The 20,775-nt window shown below is 64.8% G+C and carries 19 protein-coding genes and 1 pseudogene; 13 read left to right on the top strand and 7 right to left on the bottom strand.

The window, feature by feature from the left end; genetic code table 11:
- Positions 1-18: 18 nt before the first annotated feature.
- A complete protein-coding gene (rplI, locus tag AC5ZGW_RS28405; protein ID WP_130230201.1) occupies positions 19-615 on the top strand; it encodes a 50S ribosomal protein L9 in 597 nt (198 codons plus the stop codon).
- Between the two features lie 38 nt (positions 616-653).
- Here the strand turns inward: rplI and AC5ZGW_RS28400 are convergent.
- Positions 654-975: pseudogene (locus AC5ZGW_RS28400) on the bottom strand (PaaI family thioesterase); the annotation flags it as partial.
- Positions 976-985: 10 nt separating this feature from the next.
- The gene (locus AC5ZGW_RS28395; protein WP_130230199.1) at positions 986-1,822 is read right to left on the bottom strand and encodes a hypothetical protein; all 837 of its coding nucleotides are present in this window, start codon (positions 1,820-1,822) and stop codon (positions 986-988) included.
- Between the two features lie 255 nt (positions 1,823-2,077).
- Between AC5ZGW_RS28395 and AC5ZGW_RS28390 the strand changes: the two genes are divergently transcribed.
- Positions 2,078-3,328, top strand: a complete 1,251-nt coding sequence (locus AC5ZGW_RS28390) for a cyclopropane fatty acid synthase (protein WP_130230197.1) — start codon at positions 2,078-2,080, stop codon at positions 3,326-3,328.
- Between the two features lie 2 nt (positions 3,329-3,330).
- Here AC5ZGW_RS28390 and AC5ZGW_RS28385 read toward each other — a convergent pair whose 3' ends face one another.
- Positions 3,331-3,480 (bottom strand): hypothetical protein, encoded by a 150-nt coding sequence (locus AC5ZGW_RS28385; protein ID WP_165435584.1) that lies wholly within the window; start codon positions 3,478-3,480, stop codon positions 3,331-3,333.
- 174 nt (positions 3,481-3,654) lie between these two features.
- Between AC5ZGW_RS28385 and AC5ZGW_RS28380 the strand changes: the two genes are divergently transcribed.
- The 11 genes from AC5ZGW_RS28380 to AC5ZGW_RS28330 all read left to right on the top strand — a co-directional run bounded on the left by AC5ZGW_RS28380 (position 3,655) and on the right by AC5ZGW_RS28330 (position 16,575).
- Complete coding sequence (locus tag AC5ZGW_RS28380; RefSeq protein WP_283807015.1) at positions 3,655-3,777, top strand: hypothetical protein; 123 nt, start codon at positions 3,655-3,657, stop codon at positions 3,775-3,777.
- 270 nt (positions 3,778-4,047) lie between these two features.
- Positions 4,048-5,550, top strand: a complete 1,503-nt coding sequence (locus AC5ZGW_RS28375; RefSeq protein ID WP_028165050.1) for a replicative DNA helicase — start codon at positions 4,048-4,050, stop codon at positions 5,548-5,550.
- A gap of 42 nt (positions 5,551-5,592) precedes the next feature.
- Complete coding sequence (gene alr / locus AC5ZGW_RS28370; protein WP_130230195.1) at positions 5,593-6,825, top strand: alanine racemase; 1,233 nt, start codon at positions 5,593-5,595, stop codon at positions 6,823-6,825.
- A gap of 33 nt (positions 6,826-6,858) precedes the next feature.
- The gene (locus tag AC5ZGW_RS28365) at positions 6,859-7,629 is read left to right on the top strand and encodes an exodeoxyribonuclease III (RefSeq protein WP_130230193.1); all 771 of its coding nucleotides are present in this window, start codon (positions 6,859-6,861) and stop codon (positions 7,627-7,629) included.
- Between the two features lie 739 nt (positions 7,630-8,368).
- The gene (locus AC5ZGW_RS28360) at positions 8,369-9,094 is read left to right on the top strand and encodes a sulfite exporter TauE/SafE family protein (RefSeq protein WP_130230306.1); all 726 of its coding nucleotides are present in this window, start codon (positions 8,369-8,371) and stop codon (positions 9,092-9,094) included.
- 122 nt (positions 9,095-9,216) lie between these two features.
- Positions 9,217-10,674: a DNA repair protein RadA gene (radA, locus tag AC5ZGW_RS28355; RefSeq protein ID WP_474419664.1), complete on the top strand. Its 1,458-nt coding sequence runs from the start codon at positions 9,217-9,219 to the stop codon at positions 10,672-10,674.
- A gap of 174 nt (positions 10,675-10,848) precedes the next feature.
- On the top strand, positions 10,849-11,478 hold the full coding sequence (locus tag AC5ZGW_RS28350) for a CvpA family protein (RefSeq protein ID WP_028166053.1): 630 nt from the start codon (positions 10,849-10,851) through the stop codon (positions 11,476-11,478).
- 62 nt (positions 11,479-11,540) lie between these two features.
- Entirely contained in the window at positions 11,541-13,055 is a 1,515-nt protein-coding gene (gene purF / locus AC5ZGW_RS28345; protein ID WP_130230308.1) for an amidophosphoribosyltransferase, read from the top strand.
- A gap of 121 nt (positions 13,056-13,176) precedes the next feature.
- Positions 13,177-13,917 (top strand): SDR family NAD(P)-dependent oxidoreductase, encoded by a 741-nt coding sequence (locus tag AC5ZGW_RS28340; protein WP_130230304.1) that lies wholly within the window; start codon positions 13,177-13,179, stop codon positions 13,915-13,917.
- A gap of 171 nt (positions 13,918-14,088) precedes the next feature.
- Entirely contained in the window at positions 14,089-15,213 is a 1,125-nt protein-coding gene (locus tag AC5ZGW_RS28335; RefSeq protein ID WP_130230302.1) for an NHL repeat-containing protein, read from the top strand.
- Between the two features lie 123 nt (positions 15,214-15,336).
- Positions 15,337-16,575: an ABC transporter substrate-binding protein gene (locus AC5ZGW_RS28330; RefSeq protein ID WP_028166049.1), complete on the top strand. Its 1,239-nt coding sequence runs from the start codon at positions 15,337-15,339 to the stop codon at positions 16,573-16,575.
- 94 nt (positions 16,576-16,669) lie between these two features.
- Here AC5ZGW_RS28330 and AC5ZGW_RS28325 read toward each other — a convergent pair whose 3' ends face one another.
- From AC5ZGW_RS28325 to AC5ZGW_RS28310, 4 genes are read right to left on the bottom strand one after another with little or no spacing between them, the layout of a single operon-like run.
- Complete coding sequence (locus AC5ZGW_RS28325) at positions 16,670-17,917, bottom strand: TCR/Tet family MFS transporter (protein ID WP_130230300.1); 1,248 nt, start codon at positions 17,915-17,917, stop codon at positions 16,670-16,672.
- Positions 17,914-19,293, bottom strand: coding sequence for a ribosome biogenesis GTPase Der (der, locus tag AC5ZGW_RS28320; protein ID WP_130230298.1), 1,380 nt, complete (start codon positions 19,291-19,293; stop codon positions 17,914-17,916). Before der ends, AC5ZGW_RS28325 begins: the two co-directional genes overlap by 4 nt.
- 57 nt (positions 19,294-19,350) lie before the next feature.
- Positions 19,351-19,932 carry a hypothetical protein gene (locus AC5ZGW_RS28315; RefSeq protein ID WP_474419662.1) on the bottom strand — a complete coding sequence of 194 codons (582 nt, stop codon included), beginning with the start codon at positions 19,930-19,932 and terminating at the stop codon, positions 19,351-19,353.
- A 34-nt stretch (positions 19,933-19,966) separates the two neighbouring features.
- Positions 19,967-20,620: a tetratricopeptide repeat protein gene (locus tag AC5ZGW_RS28310; RefSeq protein ID WP_028166045.1), complete on the bottom strand. Its 654-nt coding sequence runs from the start codon at positions 20,618-20,620 to the stop codon at positions 19,967-19,969.
- Between the last annotated feature and the right edge of the window lie 155 nt (positions 20,621-20,775).

The raw sequence follows: 20,775 nt of genomic DNA, 5'->3' as shown, positions 1-20,775 counted from the left end.
GATTGAAGGAGAAGCAATATGGAAGTCATTCTTTTGGAACGTGTCGCCAAGCTCGGCCAGATGGGCGAAGTCGTGAAGGTGCGCGACGGCTTTGCGCGCAACTTCCTCCTGAAGCGCGGCAAGGCGCTGCGCGCCACCGCCGATAACCGCGCCAAGTACGAAGGCATGAAGGCCGAACTCGAGGCCAACAACATCAAGGCCAAGTCCGAAGCCGGCAAGGTGGCCGAGAAGATCGACGGCCGCGAGATCGTGATCATTCGCCAGGCTTCCGAAAGCGGTCAGCTATTCGGCTCGGTTTCGGTGCGCGACATCGTCGCGGCGCTGGCGACCGACGGCATCATCGTCAACCGGCCGCAGGTATGGCTGGACTCGCCGATCAAGGTGATCGGCCAGCAGAAGGTGACGATCGCCGTCCACCCCGAGGTCGAGACCAGCATCACCGTCATCGTCGCGCGCAGCGCGGATGAAGCCGAGCGCATCAAGCGCGGTGAGGACATCTCGAGCCGCCAGGAAGACCAGGACGCCGCAGCCGAGGCGCTTGCCGCCGCCGGCGAGTTCTTCGATCCGGAAGCGCAGCAGGAGGAGCCGGTGGCGCCGGCTGCCGAGGAGAAATAAGCCTCCTCATCTACCGCAAGATCAAAGCCCGGCCTCGATCAGGCCGGGCTTTCGATTCGGGCCGCCGCCTTCTCATCCAGCATTGGCAATGGAAGCGAGCGCGGTCGCGGTGTGTTTCTCTTTGCCGTCAATCACGCAGAACACGTCGGCTGCGACGACGGCGACGTGCCGTCCCGGCTTGATCACCCGCGCGCGGCAGATCAGGCGATTGCCGGATGCCGGCGAGAGCAGGTTCAATTTGTATTCGGCGGTGAGCGCCGTCTGGCCACGTGTGGTCGCGGCCGCGATCGTCGTTGCGTTGTCGACCAGGAACGCCGTGACACCGCCGTGGAACAGGCCGTGCTGCTGCAACAGCTCCGGCCCAACGCCGTCACTGCGAAGCTGCAGGAGCCGCAGGCGGGCTTGCGGATGGTTCCGGAGCGCTCGGAGCTGCAGCGGGTGCCGGAGACGCTGGCGTTACCGCTGGAACAGGATCGGACCGCAACGGTGCCGACCCGCTGCCGCTGTTCTCCTTCGACTCGACCTTGGCCGTATCCGGCTTGCTTTCCGAACCAGGCTTGTCTTCCACGGCTGGCTCGGCCTGTCTGGCAGGCTCCTCGCTGGGCTTGCCGCGCTTACCCAGCTTTTGTTTGGCAGCCGGCTTGGGCTCGGCCCCCTGCTCCGGGCTGGCCGCGTCAGGCGCCGCCTCGCTCGGCTGCTGCTGCCGCCTGGCGTTGCGACCATGCCGCCTGCCCTCGCCTTGTGGATTGAGGCCGTCAACGTCAGGCTTGGCGGCCTGCTGCGCGTCGGGTGTGGGCTCGGACGAACTCCACGGAAACAAGAACCTGCGGCTGGGCCGCTCCGGTTCCGGAGGGCTGGCCGGGCGCGCGGCTTCCTGCCGCTTCGCATCCTTGCCGTGCTTGGTCTGTTCCTGCCGGCCCTGATATCGCGTATCGCTGGCGCCGTTGGAAACGAGATAGGACGCCAGCAGCGAGGCCATGTCGCTGCTCGTGGTGTAGTGCTGGCGCAGGAACCCTGGGAGCGCCGACGCGCTGACGCTCTTGAGCAGGCCGCGCGCCGACTTGTGGCAGGCGCTGCAAGTGCCGGCAAAGATCTGCGAGGGGCTCTTGCCGGCCTCCAGATTGGTCGGCTGGGCATGCGCCGAGTTCGCCGCAAGGCCGGCGACAACAAGAATCACCGCCGCGAAAATGAGCGCTCGGCCCGACATCCCCATTCTCCTGATCGTGGAAACCCCCTCCGGCCCTGCTCGATCCGGTAGCGGCGGGCTCCTTTTAGCCGAATATCGGGCGAATGGAAGCGCACTTGTGACGCATCCACTCAATTGTCACATTCGGGAATATCCGCTTTGACTACAACGCAATAGCGCTTCCCCCCGATCACTCCTACAGTGATGTTGACTCACATTGGAACCATCTGTTCCACTGCGCGTCAGGGTAACGGCCGGTCACTCTGTGGTGCTTCCATGGACCGTTTGTTGCGTTATTTCTTGGGGCAGTTCGTTCGCCACGGCGCGCTTTCGGTCACGACCGCAAGCGGGGCGAAGTTCACCTGCGGCGACGGCGCCGGACAGCCGGTCTCGGTGCGGTTCCGGACGGAAGCCGCGGAGCGGTGGGTGTTGCTCGATCCCGAGCTCAGTCTCGGTGAGTCCTACATGGACGGCACGTTCGTCGTCGAGAATGGCTCGATTGTGGATGCGCTTGCGATCCTGATGGATCAGCCGGACATGCTACCGCGCTGGGCCAAGCCGCAATGGCTCCTGCGCTATCTCGGCAGGCACATCTGGCAATTCAATCCGCGGGGACGGTCGAGGCGCAATGTCGCTCACCACTATGACCTCGATGGCCGGCTTTATTCCCTCTTCCTCGACGCCGACAAGCAATATAGCTGCGCCTATTTCGAGACGCCGGATGCGACGCTGGACGACGCCCAGCTCGCCAAGAAGCGCCATCTCGCCGCCAAGCTCCTGGTGCGGCCGGGCCAGCGCGTGCTCGATATCGGTTCCGGCTGGGGTGGGCTTGGCCTCTACCTCGCCGAGATGACTGGTGCCGACGTCACCGGCGTCACGCTCTCCACCGAGCAGCTCCAGGTTTCGAACACCCGGGCGTCGGAGAAGAACCTCTCGCAATCGGCGCGCTTCCTGCTCGAGGACTATCGCGACATCCCCGGCCCGTTCGACCGCATCGTCTCGGTCGGCATGTTCGAACATGTCGGTGTCGACTTCTACGAGACCTTTTTCCGCCGCTGCGCCGAGTTGCTGACCGACGACGGCGTGATGGTGCTGCACTCGATCGGCCGGTCCACGGGGCCTGACGTCACCAGCCCCTGGATCGAGAAATACATCTTCCCCGGCGGCTACATCCCGGCACTTTCCGAAGTGATGCCCGCGATCGAGAGGGCCGGGCTTCTGGTCTGCGACATGGAGATCCTCCGCCTGCACTATGCCGAGACCTTGAAGGCATGGCGTGAGCGCTTCATGGCGCGGCGCGAAGAGGCCGTCCGCCTCTACGATGAGCGCTTTGCGCGGATGTGGGAGTTCTATCTGGCCGCTTCGGAAATGTCGTTCCGCAAGCAGAACATGATGAACTTCCAGCTCCAGCTCACCAAGCGGCAGGGGGTCGTGCCGATCACCCGCGACTATATCGGCCAGGAAGAGGCCAAGCTGCGCGGCATTGAGCAGCGCGCGCGACCGCGGCTGCAATTGGCGGGCGAATAGGCTCAGTTGCGGAAGCTGAAGGACGAGCCGTAACAGGGATGGGCCACGGCCGGGCGCGCGAGCTGCGCTTCGACGGCGGCGAGCACCTGCTTGTCGCAGGGAACCTTGCGGATTTCCGGGCGCGATACCTGCTCCATGGCGTCGATCAGCATCAACAGCCACCGCCGGTCGCCCTGTTCCGATTGCCGGATATGAAATCGCTGGCTCATCGCTTTGGCTAACCCGAAACCCTTCGGTCCGTTCCCGCTTACCCTGCCGCAACAAAAATCATTCCCATGTGAACTGGTTCACAAAGGTGGACGGGCGGTTTGGGCTAGACCACCGCCATGTCCCACGAGACGTACAGATCCTTGTTCGATCCGCCGCGCGACCTGAAAACCGACTACGCCCTGATCGCTGCGGGCATCGTCGCCGCTTTGGTTGCGTTCGCCTATCTCATCCTCACCTGAGATAGCAGGCCGGTCACGCGCCGTTCCCTTGGATGTTGGTTCGTCCAGGCGGAATTTGGTTGAGCCTGCCCAAAAACATTCCTCACGACTCGCCGCCCGCCCCCGAAATCCGTCAAGCATCGTGCACCGCTGCCACGTGATTCACACTTCGCTTGTGTGAATCGTGAATAAGGCGCATGGGCACTTCCGCTTCGGACAGCGGTGGCGCTTTATCGCCGCCCCTGCTCCGGGAATCCCAATAACGGCGAAATTCGAAGAATAATTCCGTCCATGGCAACTGATTCGAAGGTCCTGAAGCTCGCGCCCGAGCCGGGAGCACCGGCCTATCGCAGCGCACCGCACAATATCGAAGCGGAACAGGGGCTGTTGGGCGCTATCCTGGTCAACAACGACGCCTTCTACCGCGTCTCGGATTTCCTCGAGCCGAAGCACTTCTTCGAGCCGCTCCATCAGACGATCTATGAGACCGCCGGTAGCCTGATCCGGATGGGCAAGGTCGCTACCCCGGTGACACTGAAGACCTTCCTGCCGGCGGATACGGACATCGGCGGCATGACGGTTGCCCAATACCTCGCCCGCCTCGCCGCGGAGGCGACCACGATCATCAACGCCCAGGACTATGGCCGGACCGTCTACGACCTGTCGCTGCGACGCGACCTGATCCGGATCGGCGAAGACATGGTCAACGTCGCATTCGACGCGCCGGTCGATTTCGCCCCACGCGCCCAGATCGAGGACGCCGAGCGCCAGCTCTACGAGCTCGCCGAGACCGGCCGCTATGACGGCGGTTTCCAACGCTTCGCCCAGGCGCTGACGATTGCGGTCGACATGGCCGCGAAAGCGTTCCAGCGCGACGGCAAGCTGTCCGGCATCTCCACCGGCCTGCGCGACCTCGACACCAGGATGGGCGGCCTGCAGCCGTCGGACCTCATCATCCTCGCCGGCCGCCCCGGTATGGGCAAGACCTCGCTCGCGACCAACATCGCCTACAACATCGCCAGGGCCTATGAGGGCGAGGTGCAGGCTGACGGCAGCATCAAGGCAATCCACGGCGGCGCGGTCGGCTTCTTCTCCTGCGAAATGTCGGGCGAGCAGCTCGCCACCCGTATTCTCGCCGAGCGCACCGGAATCCCATCGAGCCACATCCGCCGCGGCGGTATCACCGAGATGGATTTCGAGAAGATCCGCGAATGCTCGATCGAGCTGCAGTCCCTGCCCTTCTATGTCGACGAAACCGGCGGCCTGTCGATCTCTCAGCTCACCGCCCGGGCGCGGCGGCTGAAGCGGCAGAAGGGCCTCGACCTCATCGTCATCGACTACATCCAGCTGCTGTCGGGATCGGGCAAGCGCGGCAACGACAACCGCGTCCAGGAAATCACGGAGATCACGACCAACCTGAAGGCGCTGGCCAAGGAATTGAATGTTCCCATCATCGCGCTGTCGCAGCTGTCGCGCCAGGTGGAGAACCGCGACGACAAACGTCCGCAACTCGCCGACTTGCGTGAATCCGGTTCGATCGAGCAGGACGCCGACGTGGTGATGTTCGTCTACCGCGAGGAATATTACCTCGCCATGAAAGAGCCTCGCCCGGGCACACCGGAACACGAGAAGTGGCAGACCGACATGGGCCTCGCGCATGGCAAGGCCGAAGTCATCATCGGCAAGCAGCGCCACGGCCCGACCGGCACGGTCGAGCTGCACTTCGAAGCCAGCGTGACGCGGTTCGGCGACCTCGCCCATGACGGACATGTGCCGGATCGGCCTTCTTATTGATGCGCGGTTGAACCATTGCTGCCGCCCGCGTAAAACGGCGCCATGAACGTCGCTTCCGATCCGAAATCGATCCCGCAGGGCGCACAACTTGCGTCCGACGCACACCAGCTCGCGGTGCCTCCGACCGCCACCGGCGTCCTGACCGTCGATCTCGACGCCATCATCGCCAACTGGCGCAGGCTCGAGAAAGCAGCGGTTCCAGCCGAATGCGGCGCCGTCGTGAAGGCCGACGGCTATGGCTGCGGCGCTGCGCAGGTTTCGCGGGCATTGGCTGGCGCCGGCTGCAAGACGTTCTTCGTCGCCAATATCGAAGAGGCGCGCGCCGTGCGCGAGGCGGTGCCGTCCGCCACCATCTATGCGCTCGGCGGCTTCTTCCAGAACACCGGCGACAGCTACGCCAAGTTCGACTGCCAGCCCGTGATTGGCGATCTCAACGAACTCGCCGAATGGGACGTGTTCTGCCGTCGCTCCGGCTGGTCGGGCGGCGCCGCTATTCACATCGACACCGGCATGAACCGGCTCGGGTTCACAATCAACGAGGCGCAGGGCATCATCCCGCGCATCAATGCCGGCGATCACGGCATCACGCTGGTGATGAGCCACCTCGTCGCCGCCGAGCAGCTCAACAACCCGATCAATGCGAGGCAGCTTGCGGCCTTCCGCGAGATCGCGAGCCTGTTCACCGGCGTGCCGGCGTCGCTTGCGAATTCCTCCGGCATTTTCCTCAGCCCCCAATTCCAGTTCGATCTGGTGCGGCCGGGAGCGGCGCTCTACGGCGTCAACCCGACGCCCGAGGCCGACAACCCGATGCGGCCGGTGGTCGATCTCAAGGCCCGCATCGTGCAGATCCGCCACATCGATCGCGGCGAGACCGTCGGCTATGGCGGCACCTGGACCGCGCGGCGGCCGACGCGACTGGCGGTCATCTCGGTCGGCTATGCCGACGGCTATTTCCGCGCCGCGAGCTCGAACGACGGCACCCGCGGCGCCGACGTTGTGGTCGCCGGCAAGCGCTGTCCGATCGCCGGCCGCATCTCGATGGACCTGATCGCCGTCGACATCACCGAACTCGACAAGAATGCCGTGCGGCGCGGCCACATGGTCACGCTGATCGGCGAAGGCATCACGGTCGACGAAACAGCGCATCATTTCGGCACCATCGGCTATGAGGTGCTGACCAGCCTCGGACCGCGTTATGCGCGCATCTACAAGGGCGGCAATCCCGCGGAGGAGCCGCCGCCCCCGCCGGCCGACTCCGGCAACAGGCCGACCTGATCGGGTCAGAACGGATCGCGGTCGTCTCGACGCATGAAGATCGCGACCTTCAACATCAATAACATCAACCGCCGCCTGCCGAACCTCTTGCACTGGCTGCGCGCGGCAAAACCCGATGCCGTCAGCCTGCAGGAATTGAAGGCGACCGATAGCGAGTTTCCGACTGCCGCAATCGAAAAGGCCGGCTATGGCGCGGTGTGGCACGGGCAGAAGACCTGGAACGGCGTTGCGATCCTCGCGCGAAAAGCCGAGCCGGTATTGATCCGCACCGCCCTGCCCGGCGATCGCACCGATCATGAGGCGCGCTATATCGAGGCCGCGGTCAAGGGCATCATCGTCACCAGCCTCTATCTGCCGAACGGCAACCCGCAGCCGGGGCCGAAATTCGACTACAAGCTTGCCTGGTTCAGGCGATTGCGCGCGCATGCCGCGAAGCTTCTCAAAGAGGATGTCCCGGTCGTGCTCGCCGGCGACTACAACGTCGCGCCGACCGAGCTCGACATCTATCCGACGCGCTCCTGGGACAAGGATGCATTGATCCAGCCGAAGAGCCGCGCCGCGTTCAAGGCGCTGGTCGATCAGGGCTGGTGCGACGCGATCCGCACGCTGCATCCGGCAAAGCCGATGTTCACCTTCTGGGACTACAAGCGCAATCGCTGGCCGCGCGATGCGGGGCTGAGACTTGATCATCTGTTGCTCAGTCCTGTGCTCGTGCCGCGCCTGACGAAGGCCGGCGTCGACCGCGACGTCAGAGGCGACGAAGGCGCGAGCGACCACGCTCCGGCGTGGATCGTGCTGCGGTGATCGTGCCGTAGGATGGCCGCCTTCGCGGGCATGACTAGTCTGAGGGATACGAGTTCGCATTCTCGCGGCGCCTTGCGTCCGAGCTTTGCTTTACTTTTCACCCTCCTCGATAGCAGAGGGCGCAGGGAAAGTCGGGTGCTGGTTGCACCCATGGGTCCCGTGCAACAAAAAGCACGGGGGTAGGACCACAGGTTCAACCGAAGCATTCCGGCTTTCCCTGCGCGATGGTTTACGGCTTACTTCGTGCTCTCCCCGGTGACCGGGCTTTCTTGCCACCGTCGTCCGCGGCAGCTCTTGCTGCTCGCGTACTTAGCGCCAGCGTCGGGGCGCCAGGACCACACGACTTCGCCGTCCGCTGATGTCGCGTTCGTCGATCGCAACACCTGCGTCCACCGCATCTCACCGCAACGTTCGTGACGATCGCGAGCCGCCCCTCATCCGCGTGAGACACGCGGAGTTAAATCACTGATTTGCCCGACGGGTTAAGCGGTTTATTTTTCACGTGAGGAGTGGACAGGGCAAATCACATTGGAATTGCTGGCGAATTTTTCTCCGCCGTCATTCCCGGGCGTCGCGAAGCGGCGAGCCCGGAATCCATTGCTCCACCTGCGCCCGCAGCCCGATGGATTCCGGGTTCGCGCGAAGGGGCGCGCCCCGGAATGACGTCGGAGTCTTTAAGACGCAACCTCCCGAAAGGCGCTACTCTGTCTCCCCCTAACAAAGTCGCGGACACCATCTCGTGGGCTACCTCTTCGTCCTCATCGTCGGCCTGATTGCCGGAACCCTTTCGGGCATCGTCGGCACGGGATCGTCGATCATGCTGATGCCGGTGCTGATCTATCAGTTCGGGCCGAAGCAGGCGGTGCCGATCATGGCGGTCGCCGCGGTGATGGCGAATCTTTCGCGCATCCTGGCCTGGTGGCGCGAGGTCGATTGGCGCGCTTGTGCCGCCTACTCCATCACCGGCATTCCGGCCGCGGCGCTCGGCGCGCGTACGCTCTTGGCGCTGCCCTCTCGCGCCGTCGATATCGCGATCGGCCTGTTCCTGATCGCGATGGTACCACTACGGCACTGGCTGGCGCGGCATCAACTGAAAGCGCAGTTGTGGCATCTCGCTGTAGGCGGCGCCATCATCGGCTATCTCACGGGCATCGTCGTCTCCACCGGACCTTTGAGCGTGCCGCTGTTCCTGTTCTACGGCCTCACCAAGGGCGCCTTCCTCGCCACCGAGGCCGCAAGCTCGCTCGGACTCTATGTGAGCAAGTCGGTGACGTTCAGACATTTCGGCGCGCTGACGCCTGACGTCGCCCTCAAAGGCCTGATCGCGGGCTCGTCGCTGATGGCCGGCGCCTTCATTGCCAAGCGCTTCGTGCTACGGCTCGAACCTGACGTCTTCCGCTTGGTGATGGACGGCATCATGCTTGTGGCCGGAGCGTCGCTGTTGTGGTCGGCGGCAACTCACTAGAATTGCCGCCTGCCAAAGCCACCGCAAGCAATATCGCGCCAAAGCGGCCAATGATTGAGGTTCGTGCCGTCAGGCGTAACCGTGCTATGCACGGTACGCGAAGCAGCGACTCAAGCATTCAGATGGCCAAATCCACCCTCTCCTTTGTCTGCCAGAACTGCGGCGCGGCGTATAATCGCTGGCAGGGGAAGTGCGACGCCTGCGGCGAGTGGAATACGCTGGCGGAGGAGGACTCGACCGGCAATGTGCCGGTGTCGATCCGCTCCAAGCGCAAGGGGCGGACGTTTGCGCTGGAGTCGCTTTCCGGCAAGAGCAACGACGCTCCTCGCCTCTCCTCCGGCATGACCGAGCTCGACCGCGTCACCGGCGGCGGCTTCGTACGCGGGTCGGTGCTGCTGGTCGGCGGTGATCCCGGCATCGGCAAGTCGACGCTGCTGACACAGGCGACCAGCATGATGGCGCGCGCCGGGCACCGCGCGGTCTACATCTCGGGCGAAGAGGCGGTGGCGCAGGTGCGGCTGCGCGCCGAGCGGCTCGGGCTTGCGAATGCGCCGGTGCAGCTCGCCTCCGAGACGTCCGTGGAGGATATCGTCTCGACGCTGTCAGAAGGCACCGTGCCGCGCCTGATCGTGATCGATTCGATCCAGACCATGTGGACCGACACCGTCGAATCCGCGCCCGGCACGGTGACCCAGGTCCGCGCCTCGGCGCAGGCGCTGATTCGTTTCGCCAAGAAGACCGGCGCCGCCATCATCCTGGTCGGGCACGTCACCAAGGATGGCCAGATCGCGGGCCCCCGCGTGGTCGAGCACATGGTCGACGCGGTGCTGTCGTTCGAGGGGGAAGGCTCGCAGCAGTTCCGCATCCTCCGCGCGGTCAAGAACCGCTTCGGCCCGACCGACGAGATCGGGGTGTTCGAGATGACCGGGCTCGGCCTGCGTGAGGTCTCGAACCCCTCCGAATTGTTCCTTTCCGAGCGCGATCTCGGCAGCCCCGGCACCGCCGTGTTTGCCGGGATCGAGGGCACCCGCCCGGTGCTGGTGGAACTGCAGGCGTTGGTGGCGCCGACCACGCTCGGCACGCCGCGGCGCGCAGTGGTCGGCTGGGACCCGAGCCGGCTGTCGATGGTACTGGCAGTGCTGGAGGCCCATTGCGGCGTGAAACTCTCCGGCCATGACGTCTACCTGAACGTCGCAGGCGGCCTGCGCATCCAGGAACCGGCCGCCGATCTTGCCGCCGCCGCAGCGCTGGTATCCTCCCTCGTCAACGCTCCCCTGCCGACGGATGCAGTTTATTTCGGCGAGATTTCGCTGTCCGGTGCGGTCCGGCCGGTGGCGCAGACCTCGGCCAGGCTGAAGGAAGCAGCAAAACTCGGGTTTGGCCGGGCCGTGCTGCCCGAATCGGCCCGCGGCGATGGCGGCGATGCCGGCCTTACCCTGAACTCGGTCGGCGGATTGACCACGCTGGTCGCCGAGATCGCCGCCCGCGGCACGCCGAGGGGCAACCACCAGGCTCAACGGGACGCTGAACCCGTTGAGAAAAATGCCACACCGGCCCGATTCCGTCGCGACAGGGGCTAAAGCGGGGTGACCTTGACGGCCCTCGCCGCTATACATCCCGCCGCGTGGGACAGGCACTTTCCGGCCTTGCCGGAGACGCTATAAGCCCTTCAGCTAGCACGGAACCGAAACGCCGATTCGCGGCGGCCGAGCCCTGCACGACCCGTAAGAAGAACGAGCGGACCTGACCACCCGATGCCGATAACGATCCTCGATCTCGTCCTGCTCGCGGTGATGCTGATCTCGGGCCTGCTTGCGATGGTGCGCGGCTTCATGCGCGAGATCCTGTCGATCGCGGCCTGGGGCGCGGCGGCGCTGGTCACGCTTTATGCTTTCTCGAAGCTTTTGCCGACCGCGAAAACGTACTTCAACAACGACACGGTCGCCGCCGTCGTCGTGGTCGCCGGCACTTTCATCGGTACCCTGATCGTGGTGTCCATCATCACGGTGCGGATTTCCGACATGATCCTGGATTCACGCATCGGCGCGCTCGACCGCACGCTCGGCTTCCTGTTCGGGCTGGCGCGCGGGCTCCTGATCGTGGTCGTCGCCTTCCTGTTCTTCAGCTGGCTGGTTCCTGACAAGCAGCGCCCGGACTGGGTGACGGGCGCAAAATCCCGCGTGGTGCTGCAAGGAACCGGGGATTGGCTGATGTCGCTCTTGCCTGATGACCCCGAGAACACCATCTTAAAGCGGTTCAAGAAAAACAAACCGGAAGACGATCAGACTGACGCCGAACCCACCGCGCCGGCGTCGGGCGATGGCTATAGTAAACCTGCCCGCGACAGCCTTAAAAAGCTGATCGAAAAACCCGCGGGCCGTTAAACCTTGACTTAGGCCCGCTGGGCTAAACTCAGCACAGGCCACAAAGAAAGGCGATGAACGCGATGCAATCCCCTTCCGATCACGCCGAGCAGCTTGACCCGTATTCTTCCGGGCCCATCGAATTGCAGGATGATCTCGAAGGCGACACGCTACGCGAAGAGTGCGGCGTGTTCGGCATTTTCGGTCACCCCGAAGCCGCCACCATCACGGCGCTCGGATTGCACGCCCTCCAGCATCGCGGCCAGGAAGCTTGCGGCATCGTCACCTTCGACGGCAGCCGCTTCCACTCTGAGCGACGGCTCGGCCTGGTCGGCGACACCTTCTCCCGCCGCGAAGTGATCGAACGCCTGCCCGGCTCGACCGCAGTCGGCCATGTCCGCTATTCCACCACCGGCGCCACCATCCTGCGCAACGTGCAGCCGCTGTTCGCCGAGCTCAACGCCGGCGGCTTTGCGGTCGGCCATAACGGCAACCTCACCAACGGGCTGTCGCTGCGCCGCGAGCTCGTCAAGAACGGCGCGATGATGCAGTCGACCACCGACACCGAGGTGATCCTGCACCTGGTGGCGCAGTCCAAGCGCAGCCATTTTGTCGATCGCTTCATCGAGGCGCTGCGCGCGATCGAGGGCGCCTATTCGCTGGTCGCGCTGACCAACAAGAAGCTGGTCGGCGCGCGCGATCCGCTCGGCATCCGGCCGCTGGTGCTCGGCGACCTCGACGGCCGGCCGATCCTGACCTCGGAGACCTGCGCGCTCGACATGATCGGCGCCAAATATGTCCGCGATATCGAGCCGGGCGAGATCATCGTGTTCGATGAGGAAGGCGCGCACACGCACAAGCCGTTCCCGCCGAAGCCGCCACGGCCCTGCATCTTCGAGTACATCTATTTCTCGCGGCCCGACTCGATCGTCGGCGGCCGTTCGGTCTACGAGGTCCGCAAGGCGTTCGGCGCGCAGCTTGCGCGCGAGAACCATCCGGATATCGACGTCGTGGTGCCGGTGCCGGATTCCGGCGTGCCCGCCGCGGTCGGCTACAGTCAGTATTCCGGCGTGCCGTTCGAGCTTGGCATCATCCGCAACCACTATGTCGGCCGCACCTTCATCCAGCCGACCCAGAGCGTGCGCGAGCTCGGCGTACGCATGAAGCATTCGGCCAACCGCGCCGCCATCGAGGGCAAGCGCATCCTCCTGATCGACGACTCGCTGGTGCGCGGCACCACCTCCAAGAAGATCGTGCGCATGATGCGCGACGCCGGCGCCCTCGAAGTGCATTTCCGCCTCGCTTCGCCGCCGATCCTCTATCCCGACTATTACGGCATCGACCTGCCCGACCGCGGCGGCCTCTTGGCGGCGACGCATACGCTGGAGGAAATGCGCGACATCATCGGCGCGGACTCGCTGGCCTTCCTGTCGATCGACGGCATGTATCGCGCCATGGGCTATCCCGACGGCCGCGATCCCGCCAACCCGAAATTCGCCGACCACTGCTTCACGGGCGCTTACCCCACCCACCTCACCGACCACAGCGAAACCGAGCCGCAGCCGCGGCAATTGTCGCTGCTGGCGGAGGCGAGCTGAGAGACTATCGCTCCTGCACCCCCATGGCCGGGCTTGTCCCGGCCATCCACGTCTGTAATACCGCGCCAAGAACACGTGGACGCCCGGGACAAGCCCGGCCATGACGAACACTTGGACAACCATGACAAAACCCCTCGCCTCCCGCATCGCCCTCGTCACCGGCGCCTCGCGCGGCATCGGCTATGCCACCGCGCTCGCGCTGGCCAAAGCCGGCGCGCATATCGTGGCGGTGGCGCGGACGCAAGGAGGGCTCGAGGAGCTCGACGACGAGATCCGGCAAAGCGGCGGCAGCGCCACGCTGGTGCCGCTCAGCCTCACCGATTCCGACGGCATCGCCCGCTTGGGCGCAGCGCTGCATGAGCGCCACGGCAAGCTCGACATCCTCGTCGGCAATGCCGGCGTCGCCGGCCCTTCCTCGCCGCTCGGCCACATCGATCTGAAATCGTGGAACGACGTGATGGCGGTCAACGTCACCGCGAACTTCCAGCTCATCCGCTGCATGGAGCCACTCTTGAAAGTGTCGGATGCCGGACGCGCGGTGTTCATCACCTCGGGTGCAGCCAACAAGGCACTCGCCTATCTCGGCCCCTATGCGGCGTCGAAGGCCGCGCTGGAAACGCTGGTGCGCGTCTGGGCCAACGAGACCGCGACCTTGAGGCTGCGCATCAACCTGTTCAGCCCGGGCCCGATCCGCACCCGCATGCGCGCCGCGGTGTTTCCGGGCGAAGACCCGATGGATATCGATACGCCTGAGCAGGCGGCGGAGTTCATCGTGCCGATGTGTTCGCCGGAGTGGACGGAGACCGGCAAGTTCTACGATTATCCCTCGCGCAAGCTGATGAGCTTCCATCCGCCGGCGTGATTTTCTCGATCATTGCGAGGAGCGCAGCGACGAAGCAATCCGCGCCTCCACTTGTGGCGCTATGGATTGCTTCGCTCCGCTCGCAATGACGGGCGATTGACTCAACTCCCTCGGCGCGATTGACTGCTACCTGAGCGGGCAAACCGCCAAGAAAAATCTCGGGAGGCAACCATGACGGCGAGGCTCAATCGCGCGCGCACCCTTTTCGGATTCATCTTAAGCTGCATCGCCTGCTTCTGCCTGTCGGCGCCGTCGCATGCCGGCGACATTCCGACCTTCGCGGTCGATGCAGCCTGGCCGAAGCCGTTGCCGAACAATTGGATCCTCGGACAGGTCGGCGGCATCACCGTGGATTGGCAGGGCCATATCTGGGTGATCCATCGCCCGCGCTCGCTGACCGATGACGAGAAAGGCGCAACGCTCAATCCGCCGCGTTCGAAATGCTGCGTCCCCGCACCGCCGGTGCTCGAGTTCGACGCCGACGGCAATCTGTTGCGCGCCTGGGGCGGGCCCGGCGAAGGCTATGAATGGGTCGGCCGCGAGCACGGCATCGAGGTCGACGAGCGCGGCTTCGTCTGGGTCGGCGGCAATGCCGACAATGACAACGCGATCCTGAAATTCACGCTCGACGGCAAGTTCGTCTCCCAGATCGGCAAGATCGCGCCGAGCAAAGGCTCTAACGACACCACCCAGCTCGGCAAGCCCGCGGAGACCGCGATCGACAAGGCGGCCAACGAGATCTACGTCGCCGATGGTTACGGCAACCGCCGCGTGATCGTGTTCGACGCCACGAGCGGCGCCTACAAGCGGCACTGGGGCGCCTATGGCAACAAGCCGGATGACGACAAGCAGGCCGCCTATGATCCCAAGGCGCCGGTTGCCCAACAATTCGGCAATCCCGTGCATTGCGTGAAGCTCGCGGGTGACGGGCTGGTCTATGTATGCGACCGCATCAACAACCGTATCCAGGTATTCAAGAAGGACGGCACTTTCGTCAAAGAGTGGTTCTTTGAAAAGAACACGCTCGGCAACGGCGCGGTATGGGACATCGCGCTCTGGCCCGATCCGAACCAAACCTATCTCTTGAGCGCCGACGGCGAGAACAACGAGATCCGGATCATCAGGCGCGACGATGGCACGGTCGTCGGCAGTTTCGGCCGCAGCGGCCGCAATGCCGGGCAATTCCACTGGGTCCACGCCATGGCCGTCGACGCCAAGGGCAACGTCTATACGGCCGAGGTCGACAACGCCAAGCGCATCCAGAAATTCAAACTGAGCTCCGATGCGCTACGATAAGCGCATTGCCGGAAGGCGCGAGACAGGATAAGCGGGAACCCGAGGATCGGGTCACCCCCGACCGCGCCGCTGGTGAAAGGCCCCAAAAAAGAGGGCCGCGCCGGCATTAACAGGAGGGAACACATGAAAACGACGCGCGCGCGGCGCTACGCCGCGCTATTCGCTTGCGCCGGATTGGGTCTTGCGACCCCGGCTTTCGCCCAAGACAAAACTCAAGACAAAACCGTCAAGATCGGCGTGTTGAACGACATGTCGAGCCTTTACGCCGACATCGGCGGCGCCAATTCGGTCGCCGCGGTCAACATGGCGGTCGAGGATTCCGGCCTGCGCAACAAGGGCTGGAAGATCGAGGTGCTGAGCGGCGATCACCAGAACAAGCCTGATGTCGGCGTCAACATCGCCCGGCAGTGGATCGACAATGAGAAGGTCGACGTCATCGTCGACACGCCGAACTCGGGCGTCGCGCTCGCGGTCAGCAACCTCGTCAAGGAGAAGAACGCGGTGCTGCTCAACTCGGGCGCGGCCACCGCCGATCTCACCGGCAAGGCGTGCACGCCGAACACCATCTCCTATACCTACGACACCTACATGCTCGCCAACGGCACCGGCAAGGCGCTGACCAAGGCCGGCGGCGACAGCTGGTTCTTCCTGACCGCCGACTACGCCTTCGGCCATGCGCTGGAGCGCGACACCACCGCGGTCGTTCTCGCCAATGGTGGCAAGGTGCTCGGCAGCGTGAAGCATCCGCTCAACACCTCCGACTTCTCCTCCTTCCTGCTGCAGGCGCAGTCGTCGAAGGCGAAGGTGGTCGGGCTCGCGAATGCCGGCGGTGACACCACGAACTCGATCAAGCAGGCGTCGGAATTCGGCATCGTCTCCGGCGGCCAGAAGCTTGCGGCACTCCTGCTGTTCATCACCGACGTGCATTCGCTCGGCCTGAAGACCGCGCAGGGCCTGACGTTTACGGAATCCTTCTACTGGGATTTGAACGACAAGACCCGCGAATGGTCGAAGCGTTTCGCCAAGGTGTCGCCGAAGGGCATGATGCCGTCGATGACGGTCGCCGGCAATTACGCGGCCACCCTGCATTATCTGAAGGCGCTGGAAGCGATGGGCGGCAACCCGCATGACGGCGCCAAGACCGTCGTCAAGATGAAGGAACTGCCGACCGACGATCCCCTGTTCGGCAAGGGCCCGCTGCGCATCGACGGCCGCCGCATCATCCCGGCCTATCTGTTCGAGGTGAAGAAGCCGGAAGAGTCCAAATATCCCTGGGACTATTACAAGCTGATCGCCACCATCGCGCCGGAAGACGCGGCCAAGCCGCTCGAAGCCAGCGAGTGCCCGCTGGTGAAGAAGTAATGGCGTGATGCGTAGGGTAGGCAAAGGCGCGAAGCGCCGTGCCCACCATCGCCTGCTGTGCTCGCGATGGTGGGCACGCTGCGCTTTGCCCACCCTACGAAGCCTGCGCTTTCCTCGCGAGCGTCAGCGACGCAACCAATAGCGCCAGCAGCAACAATGCTGCTGCGAGGAAGAACGGCGCGCCCGGCAATTTGAACGGCGCGCTTGTGCCGATGAAATACGCGAATGTCAGCGTGAACAGGAAGGGACCCACGAGCTGGGACACGCTCTGCACGCTGGTGGTGGCGCCCTGGAGCTGGCCCTGCTGGTCGGGCGCAACAAGCTGCGTCATCAACGCCTGGATTGCCGCGCCCGCGACGCCCCACAGCGCCATCACGGGAATGCCGAACCAGGACAGCGCTCCGGTCGGCGCGCTCGCGAAAATCAGAAAGCCGATCGCGCCACAGGCGAGGCCGAACAACAGTGCCCGCCGCTCGCCGAAGCGCTTGACGATCGGGCCGATCGCCGCGCCCTGCACGATCATCTGGCAGAGGCCGACCAGCGCGAGCGTCGCGCCGACGGTGGCGGTGTCCCAGCCGTAGCGATAGGTCGCATAGAGCACGTAGGTCGAGGGCAGCACGACATGGGCGAGCTGCGCGAAGAAATTCGCCAGCGAGAGCCCTGCGAGCACGCGGTCCGAGCCCAATAGATGCAACGCGCCGACCGGATTGGCGCTCTTCCAGCGGAACGGCGAACGCCGCTCTCGCGGCAGCGACTCCGGCAGGATCAAGAGGCCATAGAGTCCGTTGGCAAAGCTCAAGCCCGCCGCAACCCAGAACGGCAATCGCGGATCGAAGCCGCCGAGCAGACCGCCAAGCGCCGGCCCCAGGATGAAACCGGCACCGAAGGCGACGCCGATCTTGCCGAACATGGTGGCGCGCTGCTCCGGCGCGGTGACGTCGGTGATGTAGGCAAAGGCGGTCGAGACGCTCGCCGAGGTGATGCCCGAAATCAGGCGGCCGATGAACAGCCAGACCAGCGATGGCGCCAGCGCCATCAGCACATAGTCGGCGGCGAGACCGAAGTTCGACAATAGCACCACCGGACGCCGCCCGAACCTGTCGGACAATCCGCCGAGGATCGGCGAGAAGAGTAATTGCATCAACGCCCAGGCGGTGCCGAACAGGCCGAAGATGCGCGCGGCGCTCGCGGTATCATTATCGACGAAACCCTCGATCAGTTTCGGCAGGATCGGAATGACAACGCCGAGCGCCAGCATGTCGAGCAGGACGGTGCCGAAGATGAAGATCGCGGCGCCGCTCCGCCTCGGCGGAGCATCGATGACGGCCGCCTCTTCGCTCATGACGGCCGCTTGCGCTTGTGGGCGAACGGATTGGCTTTTTCGCGCAGCGTGATCCGCACCGGCGTGCCCGGCAGGTCAAAGGTCTCGCGCAGCGAGTTGGTGAGATAGCGCAAATAGGATTGCGGCACGGCGTCGGCGCGCGAGCAGAACAGCACGAAGCTTGGCGGCCGCGCCTTGTTCTGGGTGATGTAGTTCAGCTTCAACCTGCGGCCGGAGACGGCGGGCGGCGGGTTGGCCGCGATCGCCTGCTCGAACCAGCGATTGAGCGCGGCGGTGGGAACGCGCTTGTTCCAGGTGGCATAGGCCTCCTCGATCGCCTTCATCAGGCGATCGACGCCCTCGCCCATCAGCCCGGACACCGCAACGATGGGCACGCCCTTCACCTGCGGCAGCCAATGATCAGCATCGGCGCGGAGGCCCGAGATCAGGTTCGGCTTACGCTCGACCAGGTCCCATTTGTTGACCGCGAGCACGATCGCGCGGCCCTCGCGCTCGACCAGATCGGCGATGCGCAGGTCCTGCTCCTCGAACTTGTTCTGCGCGTCCATCATCAGCACGACGACTTCGGCGAAGCGCACTGCGCGCAACGCGTCGGCGACTGAGAGCTTCTCAAGCTTCTCTTCGATCCGCGACCGCCGCCGCAAGCCCGCGGTATCGAACAGGCGGAAGTCGCGGCCCTGCCAGTTGATCTCGACCGCAATGGAGTCCCGCGTTGTGCCGGCTTCCGGACTGGTCAAGAGCCGCTCCTCGCCAAGGAGATGATTGATCAGCGTCGACTTGCCGGCGTTGGGGCGGCCGACGATGGCGACGCGGATCGGACGTTTGGCGACGTCCTCCTCGGTTTCAGGCGCATCATCCTCGAGGTCGTCGTCTTCAGCGGGCGCCGGCATCAGCACGCTCAGCGCGTCATAAAGCTCGCCCATGCCCTCGCCGTGCTCGGCGGAAATCTGCACGGGATCGCCAAGGCCCAGCGCGTAGGATTCCATCGCGCCGAGCTCGCCATGTTTGCCCTCGGCCTTGTTGGCGACAAGCACCACGGGCTTGTTGGCGCGGCGGGCGAAATCGGCGAAGGCGCGGTCGGTCGGCGTCAGCCCCACCCGCGCGTCGATCACGAACATCAGCGCGTCAGCAAGGCCGATCGCGGTTTCGGTCTGCTCCTGCATGCGCGCAGTCAGCGAGCCCTTGGCGCCCTCGTCGAGACCGGCGGTATCGATGATGGTGAATTCGAGATCGCCAAGCCGCGCCTGCCCCTCGCGGCGGTCGCGCGTTACGCCGGGCTCGTCATCGACCAGCGCGAGCTTCTGCCCGACCAGACGGTTGAACAGCGTCGACTTTCCGACATTGGGCCGGCCGATGATGGCGATCGTAAAGGACATGGATCATCAAAGCGCTGTTCGCGGAAACGCGTGTCGGTCAATAGAGTCTAGCAGGAACTAGCGCGTAAAACTGCCGCTCGGCATTGGAGCCGGGAATGGTGCGGAGGATTGCTGCGTGGGCTGTGCGGGTTCCGGCTGAGCGGCCGGTTGGGCCGTCGTCTGATCGGGCGGCGGCGCGGTGGTGCGCTTGCGCGCCATCCTCTTCGCCTTCGGCTCCGGCGGCAGCGCAGCGGATGCGCCCTCCTCGGACGGTGCGGCATTGGGATCGGCGGCGGCCGGCTCGGCTGCGGGCGCCGTGCTCGCGGCAGCCGCCCTGCCCTTGGCCGACCGCTTCGACTTCGCCTGCTCCGGCGGAGGCTGTGGCGGCGGAGCAGCGGCGGCGGCAGCCTGCGCGTTCTGCTCATCGATCTGCTGTTGCTGCGAGCCCTTGTAGAGCTCCTTCGGCACGCCCTGCTCAAGGCCCGGCACGCCATCCGGAAACACCGGCTTGCGCTCACCCGGCAGCTTCTTCTTGGTGTCGAGGAAATCGAGCAGGTCCGACGGGTCGAAATTGGAGAGGCCGCCGCCCCCGCAGCCGGCCAGCACGCTGCAAAGCGCAATGGCGACAGCGGCTGCGATCAGACGTTGCGAGCGGCGCATGGGCAATCCCTCACTCAACTCGTTAGCCTCTCAATCAGCTCTTGGCGACAGGCGGCAAGAGCGCCTGCAGCGCCTCGGCGCGCGAGCGCAGGCTCGGCGGCGTCTCGGCATCGTTGGCAATCAGGTCGAGCCACTGCCGCGCCGCGGCCGCATCATTGGCGCGGTAGGCCGACAATGCCAGCAATTCGCGCGCGGTGTGACGGAAGGTCGAGTTCGCCGCGGTGGCGGGCTCGAGCCGCTGCAGCATGTTCTGGTAGGTCGCGGTTTCCAGCAGCAATTGCGCGGCCCGGATCCGCGCCAGGTCCTGATCCGCCACACCGACGCTGCGGTCGGCCGCGATCTCGTCATACATCTTCGCGGCCGCCTGCGGGTCGCGGGCTGCGATTTCGGCAGCCAGCCGCAGTCGCGCCAGCACCCGGTAACCGGCCGGCGCCTTCGCAGCCAGGTCGGCGAAAGCGGCCTCCGCCTCGGCGCGCTTGTTCTGTTCGGACAGCTCGACAGCCCGGTCGAATGCGGCCCCCGCCTCGGCCGCCTTCTGGCCCTGGAGGTATTCGTAGCCGCGCCAGCCGCCGACGCCGGCGACGATCAGAATCGCGACCGCAATGATCAGAAGCGAATACTTGTCCCACAGCTTCTTGAGCTGCTCGCGACGTAGTTCCTCGTCGACTTCACTAAATAATTCAGACACTTAAGGCTATCCCATCCCCGGAGGGCGAAGCAAAACGCTCAGGCGGCAGGCGCGCCCGATCCCCACATCGCGGCGGCGTTACCTTAATGATATGGCGGTGGCAAGGCAAAGCGAGGCGGATCAAAGCGTTAACGGTGGAAGGCTGCCTGCTCCCG

The sequence above is a fragment of the Bradyrhizobium sp. Crot121 genome, assembly GCF_059512385.1.
Note: the sequence above shows the minus strand (reverse complement) of the source record. Positions and strands in the feature narration are given on the sequence as shown.